At 52.4% G+C, this 23,262-nt stretch carries 18 protein-coding genes; 8 read left to right on the top strand and 10 right to left on the bottom strand.

What is annotated here, in order from left to right:
* Positions 1 to 31: 31 nt before the first annotated feature.
* The 5 genes from C7382_RS00150 to C7382_RS00130 are packed head-to-tail and all read right to left on the bottom strand — an operon-like array spanning position 32 to position 5,704.
* Entirely contained in the window at positions 32 to 2,650 is a 2,619-nt protein-coding gene (locus tag C7382_RS00150; RefSeq protein ID WP_243405604.1) for a DUF5686 and carboxypeptidase-like regulatory domain-containing protein, read from the bottom strand.
* 34 nt (positions 2,651 to 2,684) lie between these two features.
* Complete coding sequence (locus C7382_RS00145) at positions 2,685 to 3,416, bottom strand: B3/B4 domain-containing protein (protein ID WP_243405603.1); 732 nt, start codon at positions 3,414 to 3,416, stop codon at positions 2,685 to 2,687.
* The gene (gene obgE, locus C7382_RS00140) at positions 3,382 to 4,560 is read right to left on the bottom strand and encodes a GTPase ObgE (protein WP_116678294.1); all 1,179 of its coding nucleotides are present in this window, start codon (positions 4,558 to 4,560) and stop codon (positions 3,382 to 3,384) included. Before obgE ends, C7382_RS00145 begins: the two co-directional genes overlap by 35 nt.
* 10 nt (positions 4,561 to 4,570) lie before the next feature.
* Positions 4,571 to 5,167, bottom strand: a complete 597-nt coding sequence (locus tag C7382_RS00135) for an adenylate kinase (RefSeq protein ID WP_116678293.1) — start codon at positions 5,165 to 5,167, stop codon at positions 4,571 to 4,573.
* The gene (locus tag C7382_RS00130) at positions 5,168 to 5,704 is read right to left on the bottom strand and encodes a phosphoribosyltransferase (RefSeq protein ID WP_116678292.1); all 537 of its coding nucleotides are present in this window, start codon (positions 5,702 to 5,704) and stop codon (positions 5,168 to 5,170) included.
* A 107-nt stretch (positions 5,705 to 5,811) separates the two neighbouring features.
* Between C7382_RS00130 and C7382_RS09970 the strand changes: the two genes are divergently transcribed.
* A complete protein-coding gene (locus C7382_RS09970) occupies positions 5,812 to 6,021 on the top strand; it encodes a hypothetical protein (protein ID WP_133241516.1) in 210 nt (69 codons plus the stop codon).
* A gap of 120 nt (positions 6,022 to 6,141) precedes the next feature.
* Here the strand turns inward: C7382_RS09970 and C7382_RS00125 are convergent, their stop codons facing one another.
* Both C7382_RS00125 and C7382_RS00120 read right to left on the bottom strand, forming a co-directional pair.
* Positions 6,142 to 9,024 carry an ATP-binding protein gene (locus C7382_RS00125; protein ID WP_116678291.1) on the bottom strand — a complete coding sequence of 961 codons (2,883 nt, stop codon included), beginning with the start codon at positions 9,022 to 9,024 and terminating at the stop codon, positions 6,142 to 6,144.
* Between the two features lie 329 nt (positions 9,025 to 9,353).
* The gene (locus tag C7382_RS00120; protein ID WP_116678290.1) at positions 9,354 to 10,946 is read right to left on the bottom strand and encodes a TapA/TapC family T9SS-dependent outer membrane protein; all 1,593 of its coding nucleotides are present in this window, start codon (positions 10,944 to 10,946) and stop codon (positions 9,354 to 9,356) included.
* 832 nt (positions 10,947 to 11,778) lie between these two features.
* On the opposite strand from C7382_RS00120, the gene C7382_RS00115 reads away from it, so the two are divergent.
* Genes C7382_RS00115 through C7382_RS00100 form a run of 4 tightly spaced genes read left to right on the top strand, consistent with a single transcriptional unit; the run spans position 11,779 to position 15,642 of the window.
* Positions 11,779 to 12,162: a DUF1573 domain-containing protein gene (locus C7382_RS00115; RefSeq protein WP_116678289.1), complete on the top strand. Its 384-nt coding sequence runs from the start codon at positions 11,779 to 11,781 to the stop codon at positions 12,160 to 12,162.
* 34 nt (positions 12,163 to 12,196) lie between these two features.
* Entirely contained in the window at positions 12,197 to 13,285 is a 1,089-nt protein-coding gene (locus C7382_RS00110) for a DUF1573 domain-containing protein (protein WP_116678288.1), read from the top strand.
* 48 nt (positions 13,286 to 13,333) lie between these two features.
* Positions 13,334 to 14,440 carry a methylmalonyl Co-A mutase-associated GTPase MeaB gene (meaB, locus tag C7382_RS00105; RefSeq protein ID WP_116678287.1) on the top strand — a complete coding sequence of 369 codons (1,107 nt, stop codon included), beginning with the start codon at positions 13,334 to 13,336 and terminating at the stop codon, positions 14,438 to 14,440.
* A 29-nt stretch (positions 14,441 to 14,469) separates the two neighbouring features.
* The gene (locus C7382_RS00100) at positions 14,470 to 15,642 is read left to right on the top strand and encodes a dicarboxylate/amino acid:cation symporter (RefSeq protein ID WP_116678286.1); all 1,173 of its coding nucleotides are present in this window, start codon (positions 14,470 to 14,472) and stop codon (positions 15,640 to 15,642) included.
* 254 nt (positions 15,643 to 15,896) lie between these two features.
* Here C7382_RS00100 and C7382_RS00095 read toward each other — a convergent pair whose 3' ends face one another.
* The 3 genes from C7382_RS00095 to C7382_RS00085 all read right to left on the bottom strand — a co-directional run bounded on the left by C7382_RS00095 (position 15,897) and on the right by C7382_RS00085 (position 18,738).
* The gene (locus C7382_RS00095; RefSeq protein WP_116678285.1) at positions 15,897 to 16,718 is read right to left on the bottom strand and encodes a T9SS type A sorting domain-containing protein; all 822 of its coding nucleotides are present in this window, start codon (positions 16,716 to 16,718) and stop codon (positions 15,897 to 15,899) included.
* Between the two features lie 306 nt (positions 16,719 to 17,024).
* Positions 17,025 to 18,314 (bottom strand): methionine adenosyltransferase, encoded by a 1,290-nt coding sequence (metK, locus tag C7382_RS00090; RefSeq protein WP_116678284.1) that lies wholly within the window; start codon positions 18,312 to 18,314, stop codon positions 17,025 to 17,027.
* A 79-nt stretch (positions 18,315 to 18,393) separates the two neighbouring features.
* Positions 18,394 to 18,738 (bottom strand): hypothetical protein, encoded by a 345-nt coding sequence (locus C7382_RS00085; RefSeq protein ID WP_165815097.1) that lies wholly within the window; start codon positions 18,736 to 18,738, stop codon positions 18,394 to 18,396.
* 238 nt (positions 18,739 to 18,976) lie between these two features.
* Here C7382_RS00085 and ychF point away from each other — a divergent pair, with 238 nt between their 5' ends.
* The 3 genes from ychF to C7382_RS00070 all read left to right on the top strand — a co-directional run bounded on the left by ychF (position 18,977) and on the right by C7382_RS00070 (position 23,197).
* Complete coding sequence (gene ychF, locus C7382_RS00080) at positions 18,977 to 20,080, top strand: redox-regulated ATPase YchF (RefSeq protein ID WP_116678282.1); 1,104 nt, start codon at positions 18,977 to 18,979, stop codon at positions 20,078 to 20,080.
* Between the two features lie 211 nt (positions 20,081 to 20,291).
* Entirely contained in the window at positions 20,292 to 22,325 is a 2,034-nt protein-coding gene (gene ftsH, locus C7382_RS00075; RefSeq protein WP_116678281.1) for an ATP-dependent zinc metalloprotease FtsH, read from the top strand.
* Positions 22,326 to 22,339: 14 nt separating this feature from the next.
* Entirely contained in the window at positions 22,340 to 23,197 is an 858-nt protein-coding gene (locus C7382_RS00070) for a phosphatidate cytidylyltransferase (protein WP_116678280.1), read from the top strand.
* Positions 23,198 to 23,262: the final 65 nt, after the last annotated feature.

The following is a 23,262-nucleotide window of genomic DNA, read 5'->3' as shown; positions in this document are numbered from 1 at the left end:
TCTTTCTAACACAATCCAAATGACGGATTTATCAGAATGATAGCTGGAGGCGTGCACGGATGCCCCATTTATCGGGAGCCGTGCTGAGCTGTGTGAAGCGACGGAAGTACTCCACACGAAGGATACGGAAGATGTTTTCCAAGCCGACACTCCCTTCCAAATACCAAATATTGTCCATCGGTATCGTTTCTTCGGGAAAGAGGAAGCTGCCGACAGTCCCCGAGGCGTTGCACTTCGAGAGGTCTCCCCACATTCCATGTATCGAGAAGATTTCGCGCCAGGCCAAGCGTTTGATGAGCGGGAGGCGATTGAGCAGCAACCCCTCGGCGTGGTAAGTCAGGTGGAACTGTGCATAACGGTCGGATATGAACTCCATCGGCTTCATCAGTTGGAAAGTTCCTTTCTGGAGGATGTAGCTTTCATTGACGGGCGGCAGCTCCAACAGCGGATATGGCGCTTGCGTCCACACCTTGCCGGCACGCAGCGTAGCGTCCATCATACCGAAAAGAGAAAGCCAGAACTGATGCTTGTAGCGAAACTCCGTTCGCTGATAACCGAAATCTCCTCCCAAGAGATCTTTGAAAGCCATCCGATGTTCCAATTCAAAGACGGGAGAGCGACGCACCAGATTGAATGCTGTATTAGGCCCTTTGCGTCCGTTGTAAGGGATTCGGCCGGGTTCGTAGCGCAGACTCACCCCCAACTCAGTCGTCCGATATGAGTGAATGGGTTGTACCGTACCGTCCGCCATTATCTGCTCGTAACGGAGGGTACCTGCCGGTTCGTTACGTTGGCGGCTGGCCCAAACCACGGTACCGAAGTCACGCCCCCAGTCACGATCGTACTCCAGACGATACTCTTCGACGTAGACCCGACGCATATTGCTCATCGTTCCCAACATGGTCAGCACATTGTCCTTATACATGGGAGAGATCACCTGTCCGGGTGTATAGAGGTCGTACGAAGCGATAAAGGAGAGGTTCCTGTGAGGAAATTCATCAGCATATAGCTGTTTGGCCATGGAGGAGTAAGTGAACTTTCCTCTCCACTTCCACCGCTCGTCTCGAAATCCGTAGGCCACATATCCCTGAGCAAAGAAGTGCGGACTCAGCGAAGCCAGAGTCATTCCACCCAGTCGCAGCCGTAGGCCTTCGATCTTGTTGCCGCTTAGGGTATTGTGTATGGGGCCCAAATCGAAGACGCGACGCACAGAGTCTCGCGACGAAAGCGGGAGACTCAGATAACCCGTTAGGAGCGTCTTGGCCACAGTGGTCGCAGCCTTATAGGTGCGATCGCGACGGAGGTATTGCATGAAGGCCAACAGCTTCTGCCCCGTAGGCGGCAATGGCTCCGGCCGCATGACGTTCCAGTAACCCTCTGTCTCGCGAGGGGAAGACGACCATCCCGCAGAGTCGGTAGCCAAATAGGTCACCGAAGCCGGATTCTTGTCCACACTACCTTCCCCGATACGATAGTCAGTGAAGATGCGCGTCTGATCCACTTCGACACCCTGCGGAATGAAGGAGGCCGCCGAGAGCAATGCTTGGAAATCTTGTCGCCTCAGCACACGGTAATAACGGGTGATAGCCCCCGAAACATCCACACAAGGCTCCCGCTCGAAGTCCTGTGCAATGCGCAGATGAGTGACCCAATTGACGTTGCTTGAGATGGGCAGATTGAGCACGATGCGGCGCAGGGCATAGTCGTCGCGGGCTATCCACAGACGACCGGTAAAGCCTGCACTTTGGGGATTGAAGGGAGAGAAAGCCATTTCGATGCAGGACTCTCCCCCGATCATCACCGTATCAGAGATGAAGTATTTATAGAAACCGGTGGCGAAGTTGCTGCTCATCGGGCTGGGGAAGCGGCTGAGCATGATGGGGATGTCGTTGTCGTATATGTTGATGGGACGGAATATCTCTTCGAGATTGGTCGTCATTGGTCCCTCGTCAAACGACTCTTCCACACCATCCAATCGGCGCGCAAGCACGACAGATCGTTCGGACTTGTGCGGCAGTCGCTCCGTCTGGATGAGTTTCTCTCGCATAGAAAGCGGAAGGATGCACCGATCGGTAAAGCGCGAACTGTCCGCCCACTGCAGGCATTTGTCGTGTTTGAGATACAAGAAGCCCTCGCCCGAGCGGAAGTCATCGTCCGAGAGCAGCATGCGCTCATAGGTGCGATAGCTGTATGCCGGAGCCGATTCGATACGGTTGCTGTCCTTGGCAGCTATGGCACGGCGGATGAGATCCACGGCGGGATTGTTCTTCTTGGAATATCTTCTCCGCTTGGCATGAACCACTACGCTGTGGAGCTGCATATCCTCCTGTGCCAAGAGGATGCGACAGCGCATATTGCGCTTCTCTCCCTGCCGCAGCGTGAACTGTTGCTGGCGGTAGCCCGTGGAAGAAATGATAATGGTGCGATCGTTCTGCGGGGAAGAGAGGTCGAAGGATCCGGCCGCGGAGGTCACCGTACCCGTGCCTCGATTGTCGGCAAAGTAAACCGAAGCATAGGGAATAGGCTCCAGCGTGACCGAATCGAGCACCACCCCCGAGAATCGTGTCTGAGCAGTCAAGGGCAGCATCCCCCATAGCAGGAGGAAGAGAAAGAAGGGTAAGCGAAACTGTTGTGGGCTTTGTGACGGCATCGTGTACTGTGGAAAGTGGAGCAATACATCCCCGTCACAGGGGAATAGAGAGGCATATAGGTGCAGTGTCTTCGCTCGCGCTGACGATCTGTGTACCGATGTCCGTGGCACCGGCATAGCGCGTAAGGAGTTCTACTGCTTCGGATACAGCCTGCTGCAGGCGGTCAGTCTCGGACCGATCTACACCGAAATCATTGATAAACAGGAGGGCAGCGGTGGACGCATCGTCCACGCTGGTACGTTCGTGGTCGCTGGTGGGGGTTGCAAAAGCTCCATTCTCATCACGATAAACGGGCAGCCCTTCGATATTAAGCTCGCCACGGCCGATACCGACAAAAGGCTCTTCGGCCTTACCTACGCCAAAGACGATGTCGGAGCCCACCTTAGTGCGATCGAATACTCCAATCGAATAGCCAGTGCGAAGGGAAAGAAGATTGCCTATGTCCACAAGCGTATTGATGTAATACAACCCGAGACCGCGCACCACTCGACGCGAGAGTTGCTCGGATGCAGGGCGATAACGATTGGGATCCTTGCCCGTGCGTTTATAGCATTCGCGGGTGGTAGCAATAGCGGGAGACTGTTTGATGGCACCGAGGTCACAAGTATCGGCAAGGAGTCGTGCCTCTCGCCCCATCGTCTCTATCAGATCGGACGGAGACACACCACCCGTCACCGTTGCGGCCACGACCCCTACGCGGAAATCGGGACAGTGCTGCAGAATGGCAGGGTCAAAGCTGAGTCGGCGCGTCGGCGTCATCATCATATTCGATCTCCAAATCAAAGTCGAGGTCGTCATATTCCTCTTCATCTTCGTCTCGGATCGGAGCAGGGAAGAGGTCATCCTCGTCATCCCATGTCAGACTGGACAGATCGAGCGACTGACGCACGATGCTGTCGGGCTCGTGCAAGGACTCCTTGCTCAGCTCTTTCCATAGCGTATCCTTAAGCTCGTCCAATCCTTGTTGAGCCACCGCCGAGATGAAGATAATGGGTAGTCCCGTGGGCAACTCCTCGCGGAGCATCTCTTGGAGCTCTTCGTCTATGAGGTCGCACTTGGTAATGGCCAGCACCTTGCGTTTCTCGGCCAACTCTTCGTTGTACTGCACCAGCTCACGGCTGAGAATTTCGTACTCGCGAGCGATATTGTCCGTGTCGGCAGGGATCATAAAGAGGAGAAGCGCATTGCGCTCGATGTGGCGCAGGAAGCGCAGCCCGAGACCTTTGCCTGCAGAAGCACCCTCGATGATGCCCGGGATGTCGGCCATCACAAACGAACGCTTGTCGCGGTAGGCCACGATGCCCAGATTCGGCTCCAGTGTCGTAAAGGGGTAGTTGGCGATCTTGGGTTTCGCCGCCGTGAGCACGGAGAGGAGTGTCGATTTGCCCGCATTGGGGAATCCCACCAGACCTACGTCCGCCAGCATCTTCAGCTGCATGATTACCATCCGCTCCTGTGCGGGCATACCGGGCTGAGCATATCGGGGCGCCTGATTGGTCGCCGTCTTGAAGAAGGTATTGCCATGCCCCCCCTTGCCGCCTTCGAGTAGCATGACCTGCTGGCCATGCTCGGTAATATCCGTAATGAACTCCCCCGTCTCGGCATCGTAAACGGCCGTTCCGCAGGGCACTTCGATCACTCGGTCTTCGCCATTGGCTCCCGTACTCCGCTTGGCACTGCCACCCCGGCCGTTCGTGGCCATGATGTGGCGGTCGTAGCGCAGGTGCAGCAGGGTCCAATAGTTCCGGTTGCCACGCAGGAATATGTGTCCTCCGCGCCCACCATCACCGCCGTCGGGTCCGCCCTTGGGGATGTACTTTTCTCTACGGAAGTGTGTAGAGCCTCTTCCACCCTTGCCGGAGCGGCAATATATCTTGACGTAATCGACGAAGTTTGACTCTGCTGCCATATACGTGCATTTATTGCGTAAGTGTTTTTACCCTTTCGAGAGCACCGTCCACGATGGGGATGATACGTGCCGTGATCTCCTCCACCGTTCCGGTGCCTACGACATTGTGCAAGACACCCTTGGCAGAGAAGAAGTCCGCCAATGCGGCGGTAGAAGTCTCATATACCTCTAAACGCTTACGGATGGTCTCCATATTGTCGTCGGCTCGGCCGCTGACCTCGCCTCTGTGAAGGAGTCGCTCGATGAGCACCTCCTCGGGGACTTGCAGATTGAGCACCAAGTCCACTTTGTCGTTGTGACGCTCCAGCATGGACCATAACGCCTCACCTTGGGGAACGGTGCGGGGGAATCCGTCGTAGATGATTCCCTCGGTATCTTTCTGCGTGAGGACGAACTGCTCCATCATCTCAACGATTACATCGTCCGGCACGAGGTTACCGTCGTTGATGTAACGAGCAGCGATCTCGCCCAGCGGAGTCTGAGCTTTGATCTCGGCGCGAAGCATATCTCCGGTAGATATGTGCTTGAATCCATATTTGCGGATCAACTCTTCGCTTTGGGTGCCCTTACCGGATCCGGGGGCACCGAAGATAAGTACGTTAAGCATCTATTCTTTTATTTTATAGATGTCGGGGTACATACGCCCCAGATCATCATAGTCAAGGCCGTGACCTACGATAAAATCATTCTCTATCTCCATGCCCACATAGTCCGTCGTGACGTCACACTTGAGCGCCGAGGGCTTGCTGAGCATGACGGCGACGCGCACCTCGCGCGCACCCAACTCCAAGAACTTGGCTTTCATGCAACTCATCGTATAGCCCGTGTCGATCAAGTCTTCCACGATGACCACCACCCTGTCGCGCAAATCGGCCGTGACGGGCATGATCTCGCGCAGGACGAAGGTGCTCTCCGTTCCACAGTAACTGGAATAGCGGGCAAAATCGACCTGATAGCCTTCGTCGAGTGCTTGCATCAACTCGGATGCAAACATAAACGAGCCGTTCATGATGCAGACGAAAAGCGGATTGTCCTGATGCAAATCCCGTTTGATCTCGTCTGCCATCCGCTGTATGGCCTCTCGGATGCGAGCGGCAGGGATGTAGAGCCCGAACTCCTTGTCTTTGAGTTTGACGGTTCTCATTGATAGAAATGTCTTGTTAAATCTGTGCACAAATATAGCCCATTTTGGCCGTCATGGGAGCGTATAGGCAGTATTGTCAGCACTAAAACGGAAATAGAGAGGAGGGCATGGCATCCAGAACATTCGTGTGCGAGAGTCGCACTTCGGGAGTTGCGGAAGAGCTTGATCGGATGTATTCTCGCGAAAACGTGCCGAAAATCCGCCACAACACGCCCCAAAATCAAGAGCAAACCCACGCCATTTTCTTTTTCTTCCGGCGCCATTTCGGGAAAAATTATGCGCCAAATCGAAAAACTTTTGGCGCGACTTTCGATTGAGATTTGGCACCACTCGAACGCCCTTTCCGGTGCGTAAAAAAGACCGAGACGAGCCGAGGGGCACCGACGAACGCCCCTGGATCAAAACAAGGAAGGAGAGAAAACTGAAGAGATATCCACTCAACACTGCTGCACGACGACATCAGGCATAGCGAGTACCGTCTGCCTATACTGGGAGGGAGAGGCATTCATAGTCCGCTTAAAGATGCGTGAGAAGTAAGCCGGATCGGAGAAACCCGAACGCATACTCACCTCGGCGATGCTGAGGCTTTCGTCGGCGAGGAGTTTACAAGCCTGCTTGATTTTGATCTGCTGGATGTAGTTCAGAGAAGAGCAGCCTGTGATACTCAGGAGCTTCCGATTCATCTGGGAGGGGCTCATGCACATCTTGTCGGCCAAGTGCCGGGCAGAAAAGTCCGCATTCTCTCCGATACCGTGCAAGATAGTGTCCTTGGCCGCAAGCAGAAACTGCATATTACCATCTTCCAATACACGAGGCTCGTCTTCCGGCTGCTCTGTCTGCATCAAATGTTGCATATAGTAGTGCTTGAGCGCATCGCGATCGGCGAGTAGGCGTTCGATATGCAAATGCAGCTCTTCCGGCGAGAACGGCTTGTTGAGATAGGTGACCACACCACTTTTGACGGCTTCCATCCTATTCTGTTCGGCGACCATCGCCGTCAGCGCAATGATGGGTATGTGACAGAGGAGGGGTGACTGCTTGAGCAGCTTGACCATCTCCATCCCATCCATGACGGGCATCATGATATCTGTGATAATGATATCGGGGATGAGCTGCACGGCCAGATCGAAGCCTGCCTGTCCGTTCGAGGCGGTATGGATATTGTAGCAGTCGCTGAGAAGGAGTCGGATCAAGAGGTTGATGTCCTTATTATCTTCTACTAAAAGGATGGAGGGACGTTCATCATCGGCTTCCTGCACTAAAGCAGCAAGCTCCGGCTCGCAGACAGCATCGGTGTGTTCGTGTGCGGCAGCCAGCTCGATGGTGTCTGTAGCAGGCGACCAAGGAAGAATCTCTTCTCGGGAAGAAGTATTGCGGAGGGGGAGCTGAATAGTGAATATGCTACCTACACCCGGCTCGCTCTGCACAGAGATCGTACCGCGCAGACTCTCCACTAAGAGATGGGTGAAGGAGAGCCCCACACCCGAACCTTGCTTGTCGGAGGTGGATTTGCTGCGGAAGAAAAAGTCGAATATGCGAGACTGGTCGGCCTTGTCTATGCCGACACCGTTGTCTGAGACTCGTAGGATCAGATGTTTTCCACTCTTACTGCACTCGGCTGATACGACCACCGTACCGCCGGAGAAGGAGTACTTGACGGCATTGGACACGAGGTTGGAGATGATCTTTTGCAGGTATGAGGGGACAAAGTCTGCCATGATAGGATCGGGCTCGTTTCGCAACAGAATCGACACACCCTGTGCCTGCGCATAAGGAGCAAAGGAATCGACGAGGAGTCGCAGGAAGAGGACCACATTGCCATGACGCCATTCGGGGATAGAAACGCCGCTTCGAATCTTGCAGATGTCGAGCAACTGATTCACGAGGTTGAGCATTTGACGGCTTTGTTCGCCTATCACGTGATGCAGCTCGGCTCTGTCCGATGCCGGCAACTCGGGAGTGGTGCTCATCTTCTCGTTCAGCCCCTGTATGACGGTGATGGGAGTCCGAAATTCGTGCGTGATGCCCGTGAAGAAATTGGTGCGGATCTTGTCTGTCTCCTCGATGAGTTTATTGTACTTGCGACCCTGACGATAGGCATAGGTGAGCACCGAGGAGAGCAGGATGAAGAGCAGGAGGCAGGCCAAAGCAGAGATGAGGACGATGCGCATCGTTCCTTGGCGTGCCTCGTTTTGCAACTGTACTTTTTCGAGTTCACGTTGCGACTTGAGACGCTCATAGTCGAAACGAGCCTCCTGTATGCTGCTGGTCTTGATTGCATACGCCACACTGTCACTCAACGCCTTGCCCATACGAAACTGCTCCAATGCCTGCTTGTAGTCCTTCTTGCTCTCGTGATAACGTTGTTTGAGCTCGTGTATACGAATAAGGTGAGAGGTCGAGTTGATCTCTCGTGCTGTATTTTCGGCCAGCGTGATGAAGCGTAAATAGGCGGCTTCGTTGCCCTGCTTGAAGTGGATTTGCGCCATCGGGATGCAGGCTTGGAGCCAATGCCAACGGTCGGACAGCTGCTCCATCAGTCGATAAGCAATGGCATATTCCTGCATGGCCTTGGTGAAGTCGCCCTTCTCTTCGTCCACTTCGCCCAGATTGATGTTGCAGAGGGCGATACCCATGACGTTTTCTTCCAGATTGTTCTGCTCCAACGACAGGAGATAGTAGGAGCGTGCCTTGCGATATTCTTTGCGATAATGGTAGAGGCGTCCGATGTTGGCATAGTTGATAGCCTGCCCCTGATGATTATCGAACTGTTTCTCTATATTGAGGGCCTCTCGGAAGTTCTTCTCAGCTTCGTCATAATAGCCCAGAGCTGTATTGATATTGCCGATGCCGTTCAGCGCTGCTGCACGACACTTCTTGGCATCGGTTTGGAGCGAGTCGGAATAAGCATCCATGAGCGAAAGCGCCTTGTAATGGCAGTCGGAAGCTTCGGCATATTCTTCGAGACGCCTATTATCGGTGCCGATGTGGTTCCATGCCTGAGCGGCAGCCAATGTGTCATTGAGAGCAACGGCTGCGATGAGACTCTTCTGATGATAGGTGATGGCTTGGATATAGTTGGAGACATTGCGCATTCGCTGCCCCACCTCACAACTATAAAGGACCTGTCCCACAAGATCGTTGGCCGCCACACTCTGATCATATAGGGTCAGGAGTGAGTCGTTGGAGAGACGACGCTCTTTGATGAGCTTGGTGATGCGCTCTTTCTCTCCCGCCAATTGAATTGCGGTGTTTTGTTCTCTGCGTGTACAACCCGCTATCAATACAATAAGAAAAAATGAAAAGAAGAGAGTTTTCATCAGTTTTGGAGTCATAGTCCCATGTAATTATATACAAATATACGCATTGCGTCCCAAAAGCGTCAATGCCGATTAATCATGCGGCACAGATGTTTTGCCGAAAACACAGAAAAAGCCCCATTGGAAAGGATGCCGACGTGGCTTCTTCCCCGCGGGACTTGTCGCAATTTCTAAGCGGAAATCTTTTTTCTATCCATTGTCTCATTGGCTTTTGTTTTTTGAGCTTCTAATAGATAAGGGCAGGAGACGGCGAGAGAAAAACCGTCCCTGCCCTTGCTATCAGAACAGTATAATCACAGCTTATGGTTGCTGTTGCTCCGATCGTCTTCTTATTCGACGATGAGCTTCTCTACGAAGCGCTCGGTATCGGACACGACCTTGAGCATGTATGTGCCCTTAGCCAAGTTCTGCACATTCAGCTTATATTCCTTGCCGGAGAAAGAGGCTTGGGCTACCATCCTGCCCTGCAAGTCGTAGAGTACTACCCTGTTCTCTCCTGCCACTGGCAAACTGATTAGGACGGATTCGTTCGCCGGATTGGGGTAGAGCTTTATCTTACTTTCTTGCATTACGATGTCTTCAATGCTTGATGGCACTGCCCACTCAGTATCGGCCCACAAATCGATTCCACTTTGATAATCATCAAACCAGATCCAACAAGCTTTTACTTTCGAAGGGTTGATATCCACAAGAGGCTTCCTGAAATAAAAAGAAACATCATCATAGTCGGATGCATAAACGTATTTAGTACTCCACGAACTGGGTTTATGAAGATTATCGTAGTGCACCCATTGGTATTTCAATTTTTGTATACCATCCTCTTCAGTAGCGTATGTAAACAGATAGTGATTGCCTACCTTATCGTATGAAAGAGCCGGCTGTCGTGCATTGGATACGAGGGTAGTTACAGTAAGGTCGTCCACAGAAGGCTCGGATAAATACCCGAACGATTCCTTCGGATATGCATATTCGATAGTATTCTGAGACCCATAGACTATCATGAAATTGTGGCAACTCTCACCGCCTATTGTATTCTCCGAATCGTGATCCAGCATCATTTGGATTCGCGGTCTCGACAAATTACCGGAGGCAGCGAGTGTGATCGGACTACTCCATGCGAAGGCAGGATCATTGTCGACGAAATTGGAGATAAACCCAACATTATTATAACCATCTTTGGCAAACACAATGCCCATAAGAGGCCAGGTATTGTGCATATCGGCAGTTGTGCTACCGATAGAGATGTCTACATCTTCGATTTGTTGCGTTCCATTTTGTTTGTACAAGAGTGACTTCTCAAAAGTAGCCCCCCCATCCAAAGAGAATATATAGTCCAGAAAGCTATGCTTGGGAGAGGCAGCCTTATTGTATCCGCATACAGCAATTCCCAGAGCAAAAGGATTTCCGCCGACTCCCATAGGAGAAGGAGCTCTAAAGTTGGAAGCCATGGCCACATCGTACAGTTCTACGTTCGGCAACGTTTCATCATAGATACGAACTGAATTTGCCATATCGGCATCACGGCGGAAGATCACGACTTTGCTGTCCGAATCTTTGACGAGCAACTCCACCGACCACACTCTGATATCAGACGCATTATTGCCGGTTACTACTATATCGAAATCTGCATATTGATAGCCACCTTCCGGATACCAATGTTTGAGTTGTTGATATGTGGCTCCTCCATCCACGGAACGAAAAATCTTGACTTGGGTATCAGCCGCGTTTTTATAATGAGCCATCACATAGATCCAACCATTATTTGCTACGGCCAGTCTGGACTCACCTTCTGGCTGTCCCGCTTCGAATGAGGAGATCAACACATTATCTCCTCCCATCATCTGAGCCTGCATGAAGCTGGGGCTGCAAATGGCTGCAGCGAATACAGCCACGATAAACTTGAGTAATGCTTTTGTTTTCATACTGTTTGTTTTTAATGAGACTGATAGGAAAGAAATCCTCCGGTCTCGTGTTTAAGTTAGTTAATGAGTTAATAATTAGCGTTTGCTATTGCTTTCGGTCTCTAAAAGACCATACCTTCCTTTACCTCTTCTCTTGCATTCTTTCTTTGTCTTCTGTTTTTTTTGATCACACATTCTCTTTCTGTTCGCTAAGGGTTTCCGAAATCGGCAGTTCGCACGATGAGAAACAAATCTCGACTTTCACTACAGCAAAGGAAAAGGGTAGCATCAAAAGATTTTTGGACAAATCGCGCAAATCACTTGGACAAATCGCGCATTTGCCTATTTTTTTACCTCTCCGAACCCCTTCATTTGGACAGATCGCGCATGAAAAGATGGCAATACACACATTATCAGCACCTTATGAATCCAAATAAAAAAAACAGAAAGGATCCGAGGAAAGAGCGACTGCTAAGGAACAAACAAAGCAAAGGACAAAAGTGTCCTTTATAAAGGATAGATTTGTCCTCGACTGAGGACAGAACTGTCCTTACCTAAGGGCAAAACTGTTTTTCTATATAATCGGCCATACACATCGCCATCTCTGCAATCGGTCAAGGAGTAAGAGCAAACAAATCTGCACGCCATCTCGCCAAAACGACAGCATCCAAATGTCCGAAGGCATCTACAGCCGGGATGTGCATAGAGGCAATTAAACGTCACGACTATACGACGATCAAAAGAATAGTGTACCTTTGCCTCGGTGGTTATGCTCACTCCTCTTCGGAGGACAGCCATCCGCCACAGTCAAAATGGGTATGCAACATTTTAGTTCAGACAAACGAATAGAATTATGAAAAGAATTGTTTTTGTCCTGATCGCTCTCCTCATCGGAGTAGGAGTAGCTACGGCACAGAGTGGAAAAAAAGCTGTCATCGACTCAGACAACGTGGAGCATGACTTCGGCAATATCAAGGAATCGGCCGGTAGCGTGACGCACACTTTCGTCGTAAAGAATACGGGCGATGCTCCGTTGGTAATCACGCGAGTAGTAGCTTCATGCGGATGTACGACTCCTGTCTTCAGCAAGGAACCTATCGCTCCGGGTCAGACATCTAAGATAGAGGTGACTTACAACCCTGCAGGACGTCCGGGTCAGTTCGTGAAAACGGTGGCCGTGTACAGCAATGGTAAGGACGGCACCTTCACCTTGCGTATCAAGGGCGTGGTAGAGTAATCACAACTTTGTGGACTTAGGAGGTACAAGACGTATGAGCGTCAGTACATTTCGAGGGCTGCTCTTCTTCCTTTTTCTGTGGACTCCGCTGTGGCTGTCGGCCCAGGAGACTCCGGAAATCCGGGTGGAGGAGCAGTCCTTCAATTTTGGGCTTATCAGCGAAGAGAAAGGCTCCGTGGAGCATAGCTTCCGCTTCCGCAACAGCGGAACGGCACCGCTTGTCATCACGCGCGTGACGGCCGACTGCGGATGCACCACACCCTCCTGGCCGGAGGCAGCCATCGCCCCCGGACAAGAGGGAGAGATACGCGTCGTTTTCAATCCGGTCGGGCGAGCGGGTGCTTTCGTGAAGCACATCCGCGTCTTCTCCAATGCCCCCACTTCCCCGCTGGAGCTGACCATCAGCGGCACCGTGACGACCCTCGGCGGCAACAGTCCGCACACCTATGCCAAGAGCATCGGCCCGATGCAATTGAGCGCCTCACATCTGGCTTTCCCCCCCTCTATGCCACAGGCTGAGGCGGTGATGCGTTTGATCGTGAACAATCCTGTCCCCTTCCCCATACAAGTGTCCGTCCTCTCACAGCCTACGTTTGTGGCTCCGATGGGAAAGTCCTTCGAGCTGCGCTCTGACGAGCCGCGAGAGCTGAACATAGCGCTTGCCGTCCCTGCTGGTACAAAACCGGGAATGAAGCTGGAGCCGCTCGTGCTGGAAGTGTTCACACCCGAAATCGGTCTGCGAGAGGTGGATTCGGTCATGATCGTCCTGCCATTGGTGGACGACTTTTTGGCTCTGCATCCGTCTCAGACAGGAACGATGGAGCTGCGCACCTTTGTGGACTTGGGCAAGCTCGCGGGCAAGATGGGGCAAACAGAGATAGAGATCCGCAACGTGGGCGAGGGAACGCTGCGCCTTCACAGTCTCTCTTCGACCAATAGAGCAGTCAGCGGCACCGCCGACAAGCAGGACATAGCCCCGGGCGAAACCATCCGCATGCAGATAACCGTGGATCCTCAGATCATGAGCGATGCGGGTTGGCAAAGCGTCACGACGGACATAACGATCATCTGTAACGATCCGCAGGCTCCCTTGCGACGCATCAAAGTGAAGGCCGAACTATAATCCCCGCTCTCTCCTCAACTCATTCCTCAATAATAATACTGGCTGACCATGGACGAACAGTGCTGCCATCCGGAGAACGAAGAATGCTATCTGGGACTCAGAGTGACCAAAGGAGTCTCCAATGCCCCGATAGTCAATCCCAATCTACACAGACAACGCAGGACAAAGCTCTCCGTTGACGAATACGTGGACGGCATCCTGCGAGGCGACATCACCATTCTCAGTCGGGCAGTCACGCTGGTGGAGAGTCTTCTCCCCACTCATCAAGACACTGCACAACAGATCATCGAACGCTGCCTGCCACACGCCGGCAAATCAATGCGCATCGGTATCACAGGTGTGCCGGGGGCGGGCAAAAGCACGTCCATCGATGCCTTCGGGATGCATCTGATCCGACAAGGGCGTAAGCTCGCAGTGCTGGCTATCGACCCCAGCAGTGAGCGCTCGAAAGGGAGCATCCTCGGCGACAAGACTCGTATGGAGCAGCTCGCACGAGAGAAGAACGCTTTCATTCGACCCAGTCCGTCAGCGGGTTCGCTCGGAGGTGTAGCGCGCAAGACGCGGGAGACCATCGTCCTCTGCGAAGCCGCCGGATTCGACACCATATTCGTCGAAACTGTAGGCGTTGGGCAGAGCGAAACGGCTGTGCACTCAATGGTGGACTTCTTCCTCCTCATACAATTGGCAGGCACGGGCGACGAGCTGCAGGGCATCAAGCGAGGTATCATGGAGATGGCGGACGGCATTGTAGTCAACAAGGCCGACGGGGACAATGTGGACAAAGCCAATCTTGCAGCTTCGCACTATCGCAGTGCGCTACGTCTCTTCCCGCCTGCAGAGTCGGGATGGAAGCCGCGCGTGCTCACCTATTCGGGCTATTATGCACTGGGCATCAAAGATATCTGGGACATGGTGGACGAGTACCGACACATGACAACGGATAACGGTTACTTCCGCCTCAAACGCCAACGACAGGCCAAGTGGTGGATGTATGAGACCATCAACGACGAACTGCGCGACTCCTTCTATAATAATCCCGATGTGCAGGCGCTCATCCCCGAGACAGAAGAGGCCGTACTACAGGACCGTGCTACAAGCTTTACCGCTGCCCGCCGACTGCTGGAGGCATACTTCCGCAACGCATTCGATTCATAGCCCCTCTTTCTTGATCAACCCTTAACGATATGCGTAAACTTCGTATCGGATTACTTCCCAAAATCATTCTGGCCATCCTCCTCGGGATAGGCTTTGGGAACCTGTTCAGCTTCCCATTCATCCGCATCTTTGTTACGTTCAATGCCATCTTCAGCGAGCTGCTGGGTTTCTCCATTCCGCTGATTATCCTCGGACTGGTGACTGTGGCGATCGCAGATATCGGCAAGGGCGCCGGCAAGATACTCCTCATCACCGTTCTTATTGCTTACACGGCTACGATCCTATCGGGACTCTTTGCCTATTTCACCGGAGCGGCCTTCTTCCCGTCTCTGATCGAACCCGGAGTGGGCATGAGCGATATTACGCAGGCCGAAGGCGTACAGCCTTACTTTACCATTGCCATACCGCCCATGATGAGCGTGATGACAGCGTTGGTTTTATCTTTTGTTTTGGGACTGGACTTGGCCGCTTTGGACAGCCGCACGCTTAAGGACGCAATGCATGACTTCCAAGTAATCGTCACACAATTGATCGCCAAAGTGATCATTCCACTGTTGCCGCTCTACATTTTCGGCATCTTTCTGAACATGACGCACCAAGGAGAGGTGGCCAAGGTGCTAACGGTCTTTCTCAGCATTATCGGTATCATCTTCGGCTTGCACATCCTCTTGCTCATCTTCCAATACAGCGTAGCGGGTATGATCGCGAAGAAGAATCCTTTCCGGATGCTGTGGCGCATGATGCCGGCCTACTTCACGGCCCTCGGCACACAGTCCTCAGCAGCAACGATACCGGTCACGCTCCGCAGCGCGATCAAATGCGGCGTTAGAGAGGAGATAGCAGGCTTCACCATTCCCCTTTGCGCAACCATACACCTGAGTGGTAGCACGCTCAAGATCACTTGCTGCGCACTGGCTCTGATGATCATGCAGGGAATGCCTATTGACACCGGTAATTTTATCGGCTTCATCTTTATGCTCGGCATTACGATGGTGGCCGCACCTGGTGTCCCCGGAGGAGCGATCATGGCTGCACTGGGAATCTTGCACAGTATCCTTGGCTTCGACGAGTCTATGCAGGCACTGATGATAGCGCTATACATAGCGATGGACAACTTCGGTACCGCTTGCAACGTCACAGGCGACGGAGCTATCTCGCTCATCGTGGACAAGCTCATGCGGCCGAAGGAAGCTGTCGCCTGACAGTTTCTCTCACATCAAGCAACCGAATACAAAGGAGCACGCACATGACGATGCTCCTTTCTTTGTTGTCACTCTGAAAGGATTAGATAGCAAGAACTTTCTGGCTCCGATACGGAGAAATACCTTTGACAGTTTGAAAACTTCCCCTGCAATGCAGAAAAGGTGCATGAAGAAATTGTTTGCGATGACTCCCAAAGCAAAGGGGAGTGTCGCTCGTGCGACACTCCCCTTTGTTATACTTATACTTAGGTGGATTAGATAGCGAGCTTGAAAGTTCTTGCACCTACGCGGAGAACGTACATACCCTTCTGAGCAGGGATAGTAGTATCAACGCCTGAGTAAACAAGCTGACCGTTCATGTTGTACAGAGACACCTGGCGGCCGTTAGCACCCGTTACATTGATAACACCATTTTGTACATAAGCATTTGCAGGGTCGTTAGTCAGCACAGCTTCTACACCAGTTTCGTTAGAGACATAAGCAACGATGTAGAAATTGTAGTTCAGGTCTGCTACCGCTTGGTGGAGAGATATAAACATAGGAAGAGTAACGCCGTCTTCTGACAACGAAATCAAATCACCGTAGCCATCAACTGCAGGACCTGCATCGCAACCGAGGGGGTGACCCGTTTCTGTATCGGCACGATAGCCAACAAAGTAAGTCTTGCCAGCTTCGATTTTAACACCTGCTTTCAGAACGTGAGTGTTAATTGCACCAAGTTCAGGAGCTTGGTCACCAGCTTCGCCCAGAACCGTCATGTCATCAGCCCATACCATTGCGTTGTACTTACACTGTTCTTGTGTGGGGAAGAAATCTATCTTTTTGATCTCCCAGCCTACATAGTTTTCGAGGTCTTCTGTCTCGAATTTGGCAGCAGCAGCCATAAGAGCCTTTTGGTTGGTACCAATGCCGGAAACTTCTTCTGGTAATTCACCGCAAACTTGGAGAGCTACCTCTTCACGAGGCTGAGCGGGTTTCGTGAGCTTGTACTGACTCTTAGCCACGCTCAAAGACTGTGCACCTGCAAAGGTAACGGCACCCAAAAGGGCTGCACCAATAAGTAATGCTTTTTTCATTTTTTGTTTGTTTTTTGTTTGTGATTATACTTAAACAATGAAATGTAAAAGGCCATAGACCTCTGTACACTCCGATTATCTTCAATTTCTCATTCCGACTAATTTTACACGTATCCATCCTCTTGTTAGCGAACTTAGAAGGGCGGTAGTAAAAAAGTCGATGCGCAAATATAGGGAATAATTCTGACAGAGCAATTCTTTACGCTCCAAAAAATGAGCGAGGAGCACCAATCTTCTCGCAATTCGCACGAAGAGCGAGAAAATCGGATGCTCCAAGACCCTAATTGTTATGAGGCGAAACAACCCCTAATTCAAACCGAAGGCCGTGCGGATCCGATCCACATAGTCGAGCTTCTCCCAAGTGAAAAGCTCCACCTCCTGATGAAAGGTGTGGCCATGCTCGTCCGTGAAAGTCTTGATCTCAGTGCGTGGGTCGCGTCCAAAGTGTCCGTAAGCCGCCGTTTCTTCGTATATGGGGTGGCGTAGCTTAAGCCGCTGTTCTATGGCGAAGGGACGCATGTCGAACAACTCCTGCACCTTAAGAGCTATCTCTCCGTCCGATAGAGGCACGTGACGCGTGCCACGCGTATTCACATACACGCTCACCGGCTGTGCCACGCCGATGGCATAGGCCACCTGCACGAGCATCTCGTCGGCCACTCCGGCAGCCACCATGTTCTTGGCTATGTGGCGGGCAGCATAAGCGGCCGAGCGATCCACCTTGGAGGGATCCTTGCCGGAGAAAGCCCCGCCGCCGTGCGAGGCACGCCCGCCGTATGTGTCCACGATGATCTTGCGCCCCGTCACGCCGGTATCCCCGTGGGGGCCGCCGATTACAAACTTGCCTGTGGGGTTGACCAGCAGCTTCATCTCCCCGTCGAAGAGACGTGCAATCTCCGGTTTGTACAAGGCTTTCACTCGTGGCAGCAGGATGGTAGCCACATCTTGATGGATACGGTCGCGCATGGCGGCGTCTGCTTCGGCCTCCGAGAGCGTGTTGCTCGGCTTCACGAAGTTGTCGTGCTGAGTAGAGATCACGATCGTATCGATGCGCACCGGCTTGCCTGCATTGTCGTACTCGATAGTCACCTGACTCTTGGCATCGGGACGGAGATAGGGCATGGGCGTGGCCGGATCTTTGCGGATGGCAGCCAGCTCGTAGAGGAGGCTGTGCGCCAGATCGAGGGTAAGGGGCATATAGTTTTTCGTCTCGTTCGTGGCATAGCCGAACATCATTCCTTGATCTCCTGCCCCCTGATCGGAACGGTCGGAGCGATCTACACCACGATTGATGTCTGCGCTTTGCTCGTGAAGGGCAGAGAAGATGCCGCAGCTATTGGCGGCAAAGCCGTATTCGCTCTTCGTGTAGCCAATCCGTTCGATCACGGCACGGGCCACCGACTGCACATCTATATAGGTCCGGCTCCGCACTTCTCCTGCCAGAACGACCTGGCCGGTGGTCACGAGTACCTCGCAGGCCACCTTGGAATCGGGGTCGGCCGCCAAAAATTGATCGAGGATGGCATCGGCAATTTGATCGGAAACCTTGTCTGGATGGCCTTCCGATACGGATTCGGATGTAAAAAGGTAGCTCATATTTATTAGCTTGATTTGTTGTGAAACTTCCTATGCGGAGAGATTTTGCACACTCGCAATACGAGAGGAGAGACAACTGCTAATGAGCTTTTGAGAAGAAAGTTTTAGCATTTTTTCTCGTGGTTGCAAGCATCACAAATCCTTCCACGCTGTTTTGTCGCTTACAAAGGTAATTTTTTTTCGGACAACCGGACTCCTCCGCTCGATTTGCTGTGCCAAAAAACGACAAAAAGACGCCCCAAAATACGCGCCAAGATGGCGCATATTCGTTTTCGATTTGGCGCCAAAATTTTTTTGAAATGGTGCCATTTTCAGAAATAATTGGCGCATGTATATCACGGAAAAAGGCCCCACCTGCACCCCGTTTCTGGCGTACAATTTCTGGGGAGAGATGTGCAGAGATAGCAAACTCCCGTCGCCGCACATCCGTCCATGGCCTTTCAATCTCTCCTGCGTGACATATAAACATGCACAGCGGAGAACAGATACATTATTATATAATAGGTATAGAAGCTCTACATCGGCCATCAAGCAGCCTGCGGACGTAGGTGCGGAAGAATCGTTATCTTTGCCCGCGAAAATAAAGGAGAGTACATCCGTCTGTCCATCCATTTGCAAGACAGTCCCCTCCCTCGCTAATTCTAAACAACGAAAACGACAGTATGAGTTTGCAATGCGGTATCGTCGGCCTGCCCAATGTGGGGAAATCGACTCTTTTTAATTGCTTGTCCAATGCCAAGGCACAGTCGGCCAACTTCCCCTTTTGTACCATTGACCCCAATGTAGGCGTGATCACGGTGCCGGATGAGCGGCTCAATGTACTGGCCGATCTGTGCAAGCCCCAGCGTCTCATCCCCACGACTGTGGAGATCGTGGACATAGCCGGTCTGGTCAAAGGTGCCAGCAAGGGCGAAGGGCTGGGCAATAAGTTTCTCGCCAATATCCGCGAGACGGATGCGATACTCCATGTACTCCGCTGCTTCGACGACGATAATATCACACACGTGGACGGCTCCGTCGATCCCGTACGCGACAAAGAGATTATAGACACGGAGCTACAGCTCAAAGACCTCGAGACCATCGAAAGCCGCATACAGAAGGTGCAGAAGCAGGCTCAGACGGGCGGCGACAAGCAAGCCAAGCTGGCCTATCAGGTTCTCTCCAAATACAAGGAGGCGCTGGACGAAGGTCGCAATGCGCGCAGCGTCAGCTTCGAGACCAAGGACGAGCAGCAGCTCGCCCGCGAACTCTTCCTCCTCACAGCCAAACCAGTCATGTACGTGTGCAATGTGGACGAGGCCTCGGCACTGACGGGCAACCGCTACGTAGAGGCTGTGCGTGAAGCTGTGAAAGATGAGGACGCAGAGATTCTCGTCGTAGCGGCCAAGATAGAGAGCGAAATAGCCGAGCTGGAGTCCTATGAGGAGCGACAGATGTTCCTCGACGAGATAGGGCTGAAAGAGTCCGGCGTGAGCCGACTGATCAAAGCAGCCTACCATCTGCTCAACCTCCAAACTTATTTCACAGCCGGTAGCGACGAAGTGCGTGCCTGGACGTTCCTTCGCGGCAGCAAGGCTCCGCAGTGTGCCGGCATCATCCACACGGATTTCGAGAAAGGCTTTATCCGTGCCGAAGTTATCAAGTACGAGGACTTCGTGCGTCTCGGTAGCGAACAAGCGGTCAAGGAAGCCGGCAAGATGAGCGTGGAAGGCAAGGAGTACGTGGTGCAGGACGGTGACATCATGCACTTCCGATTCAACGTTTGATCCCTATCAGCCCTCAAACGAAAAGGCCGGCTACACCTCGTCGTACTTTGTCGGTCGGCAGCTGTCCACGATACATGAAGTCGTGTGCCGCGCAGATCTAAACCAAAGGGGGCGATCGGCTGTTTTCTTTCCAAATCAACGAACGGTGACGCCGCGCATCGAACAAATGCCGGACATCGTGCTAACAGCAATAAAAATCTGAGCAATCAATATGGCAAACAAAGGGAATAACCTGAAACCCGGCAAACCGATACGTTTCAACCCAATATGGCTCTACGCCCCCATTTTTCTGATATTGGCCACGCTCTTCTTTGTCGATAGAGATATTACTTCTCAGAAGGAACTCAGCTGGAACGAATTCCAGAATATCGCCAAGAAACAAGCCTTCACGGACATCGTGGTCAACAGAAAAGAAAATACGCTCAAAGCCAGAGTGGCTCCCTCCATGGTGGACTCCGTTTTCAAGAAAGGCGATATCCCCGCTTTCCAAGAGAAGGGCAATATATCGGACTACTATATCAATACCCAAATACCGTCCGTAGACAAGTTCTCGGATTTCTACGACGAGCACCAGATCCAGGCCAAGGTGAAGTACGAAGAGAGCAAGTTCAGCTTCACCTCCATCTTGATCGCATGGGGACCACTTATCCTGCTTATCGTATTCTGGGTATGGATGATGCGTCGCATGAGTGGCGGCGGTGGCGGCAGTGGAGGCGGTGGAGGAGTCTTCAACGTCGGCAAGTCCAAAGCAAAACTCTACGACAAAACCAATATCCATGTCACTTTCAGTGATGTGGCAGGTTTGCACGAAGCCAAGCAAGAAGTGGAGGAGATCGTTCATTTCCTCAAGAATCCCTCCAAATACACTGAGCTTGGAGGTAAGATTCCCAAGGGAGCACTCCTTGTAGGCCCCCCGGGAACGGGTAAGACACTGCTGGCCAAAGCTGTGGCAGGAGAGGCGCATGTGCCGTTCTTCTCGCTATCAGGATCGGACTTCGTGGAGATGTTCGTTGGAGTGGGAGCCTCTCGAGTGCGCGATCTTTTCCGTCAGGCCAAAGAAAAAGCTCCCTGTATCATCTTTATCGACGAGATCGATGCCGTAGGACGTGCCCGCGGCAAGGGAAACAACTTCTCCGGCAACGATGAGCGGGAAAACACCCTCAATCAACTCCTCACCGAGATGGATGGTTTCGGCTCCAACAGCGGGGTTATCATCTTGGCTGCGACCAACCGTGCCGACGTGCTGGACAGCGCACTGCTGCGTGCGGGCCGTTTCGACAGACAGATTTACGTGGATCTGCCGGATCTGAACGACCGTAAGGAGATTTTCCTCGTCCACCTTAAACCGCTAAAGACAGACAAAACGGTGGACGTAGAGTTCCTTGCCCGGCAGACTCCGGGCTTCTCCGGTGCCGACATTGCCAATGTGTGTAACGAAGCCGCACTTATAGCAGCCCGAAGCGACAAATCATTCGTGGACAAAGATGACTTCATGAGTGCCGTAGACCGCATTGTCGGCGGTTTGGAGAAGAAGAACAAAATCACCACAGAAGAGGAGCGGCGCAGCATAGCCATCCATGAAGCCGGACACGCTACGATTAGTTGGATGTTGCGTTATGCCAATCCCCTTGTCAAAGTTACTATCGTGCCTCGCGGCAAAGCACTCGGTGCAGCGTGGTATCTGCCCGAAGAGCGTCAGATAACGACCACGGAAGCATTGCAAGACCAGCTGTGTTCTCTTCTCGGAGGGCGTGCCGCGGAGGACCTTTTCCTCCAGCGTGTATCGACTGGTGCCGCCAATGACCTGGAGCGCGTGACCAAACTTGCATATGCCATGGTCACCTATTATGGCATGAGTGACAAGCTCCCGAACATCAATTACTACGAGATGCAGAACGACGGATGGAACCTAACTAAACCGTATAGCGACAATACCGCTCAGCTCATTGATGCAGAAGTGAGCAGGATCATAGCCGAACAGTACGAACGGGCCAAGAGTATTTTGCAAGAGCATGAGGCCGGTCATCACGAACTGGCAGAGCTATTGCTCAAGCGGGAGGTCATCCTTGCGGATGATGTGGAACGTATCTTCGGCAAGCGTCCTTGGACTTCGCGCACGGACGAACTCCTTGGTCTGAATGCCGCTCAGGCAGCAACAGAAAAAGATCGTGAACAAGAGATGCAGCCTGCATCTGACACAGCAGAGCAGTCGGTAGACTCTCCCGAAGACCAAGCCGACGCATAAATCTGACAACTGATATGAAAGGAGTTCTCATTCGTAGTCTGAGCGGTCTGGTCTATATGGCCCTGATCATCCTGCCGGTGGTTCTGAGAGACCCTGCATTGTTCGTAACTGTTTTCTCTGTCTTCATCATTTTAGGACTGCGAGAGTTCGCACAGTTGGTTAATCTAAACCGTACGCGTCCTCTCCGCACCTTCATGGATGGACTGTTTGGAGCCTTCCTTTTCGCCGCTATTTTCCTGTACGGAACAGGACGCATGGACGCCACGATATTTGCTCCCTACCTATTCTATGTCCTCTATACCATGGTGCGCAGCCTGTATTCGGACCGCCATAAGGCAGGATCGGACAACAGTCGCACGTTCATGGGACACCTGTATATAGCAGGGTCGCTGGGGTTGGGAAGTTTATTGCTCGATCCCACAGGTATTGGGCGACAGTTGGCAGAGGGGCAGCAGCCGGATTTTATGCCGCACTTCTTCCTCGCTGTCTTTGTCCTTATCTGGCTGAATGACACGGGTGCTTTCATTGCCGGATCGCTCTTCGGCAAGCACACGCTCTTTAAGGTGATCTCCCCCAAGAAAACTTGGGAAGGATTTTTCGGAGGCTTGGCCTTCACCATCGCAGGGACCTTCGCAGCTGCACATCTGTACGGCTCGACGAAGCAACCCGCGGAGCTTGTACTCTTCGCCTTAATCGTGACAGCTATGGCAACGTGGGGAGACCTGTATGAATCCAATCTCAAGCGCAATGCTGGAGTAAAGGACTCAGGTCGCATTATCCCTGGGCACGGGGGTGTGTTGGACCGTCTGGACAGTGCCTTCTTTGTCTTTCCCGCCGTTTATCTCTACGCACTCGTCGCCGGGCTCTCATAGGGCTTGGATCAAGACGCTTGTCGGGTGTCATCCCGCAGACCATCAAATAAGAAAACGAAGGCTGT

Origin of the sequence: Porphyromonas loveana (assembly GCF_003096695.1) — a bacterium.
Lineage (GTDB): Bacteria > Bacteroidota > Bacteroidia > Bacteroidales > Porphyromonadaceae > Porphyromonas > Porphyromonas loveana.
This window is presented reverse-complemented; position numbering and strand designations above follow the sequence as displayed.

Bases quoted from the DNA above. Each gene is read 5' to 3' on its own strand.
- C7382_RS09970 (WP_133241516.1), top strand. From the start codon at position 5,812: ATGGCATCCAGAACATTCGTGTGCGAGAGTCGCACTTCGGGAGTTGCG.
- C7382_RS00130 (WP_116678292.1), bottom strand. From the start codon at position 5,704: ATGAGAACCGTCAAACTCAAAGACAAGGAGTTCGGGCTCTACATCCCT.
- obgE (WP_116678294.1), bottom strand. From the start codon at position 4,560: ATGGCAGCAGAGTCAAACTTCGTCGATTACGTCAAGATATATTGCCGC.
- C7382_RS00115 (WP_116678289.1), top strand. From the start codon at position 11,779: ATGAAAAGAATTGTTTTTGTCCTGATCGCTCTCCTCATCGGAGTAGGA.
- ychF (WP_116678282.1), top strand. From the start codon at position 18,977: ATGAGTTTGCAATGCGGTATCGTCGGCCTGCCCAATGTGGGGAAATCG.
- C7382_RS00125 (WP_116678291.1), bottom strand. From the start codon at position 9,024: ATGAAAACTCTCTTCTTTTCATTTTTTCTTATTGTATTGATAGCGGGT.
- C7382_RS00095 (WP_116678285.1), bottom strand. From the start codon at position 16,718: ATGAAAAAAGCATTACTTATTGGTGCAGCCCTTTTGGGTGCCGTTACC.
- C7382_RS00135 (WP_116678293.1), bottom strand. From the start codon at position 5,167: ATGCTTAACGTACTTATCTTCGGTGCCCCCGGATCCGGTAAGGGCACC.
- metK (WP_116678284.1), bottom strand. From the start codon at position 18,314: ATGAGCTACCTTTTTACATCCGAATCCGTATCGGAAGGCCATCCAGAC.
- C7382_RS00150 (WP_243405604.1), bottom strand. From the start codon at position 2,650: ATGCCGTCACAAAGCCCACAACAGTTTCGCTTACCCTTCTTTCTCTTC.
- C7382_RS00100 (WP_116678286.1), top strand. From the start codon at position 14,470: ATGCGTAAACTTCGTATCGGATTACTTCCCAAAATCATTCTGGCCATC.
- meaB (WP_116678287.1), top strand. From the start codon at position 13,334: ATGGACGAACAGTGCTGCCATCCGGAGAACGAAGAATGCTATCTGGGA.
- C7382_RS00070 (WP_116678280.1), top strand. From the start codon at position 22,340: ATGAAAGGAGTTCTCATTCGTAGTCTGAGCGGTCTGGTCTATATGGCC.
- C7382_RS00145 (WP_243405603.1), bottom strand. From the start codon at position 3,416: ATGATGATGACGCCGACGCGCCGACTCAGCTTTGACCCTGCCATTCTG.
- C7382_RS00110 (WP_116678288.1), top strand. From the start codon at position 12,197: ATGAGCGTCAGTACATTTCGAGGGCTGCTCTTCTTCCTTTTTCTGTGG.
- C7382_RS00120 (WP_116678290.1), bottom strand. From the start codon at position 10,946: ATGAAAACAAAAGCATTACTCAAGTTTATCGTGGCTGTATTCGCTGCA.
- ftsH (WP_116678281.1), top strand. From the start codon at position 20,292: ATGGCAAACAAAGGGAATAACCTGAAACCCGGCAAACCGATACGTTTC.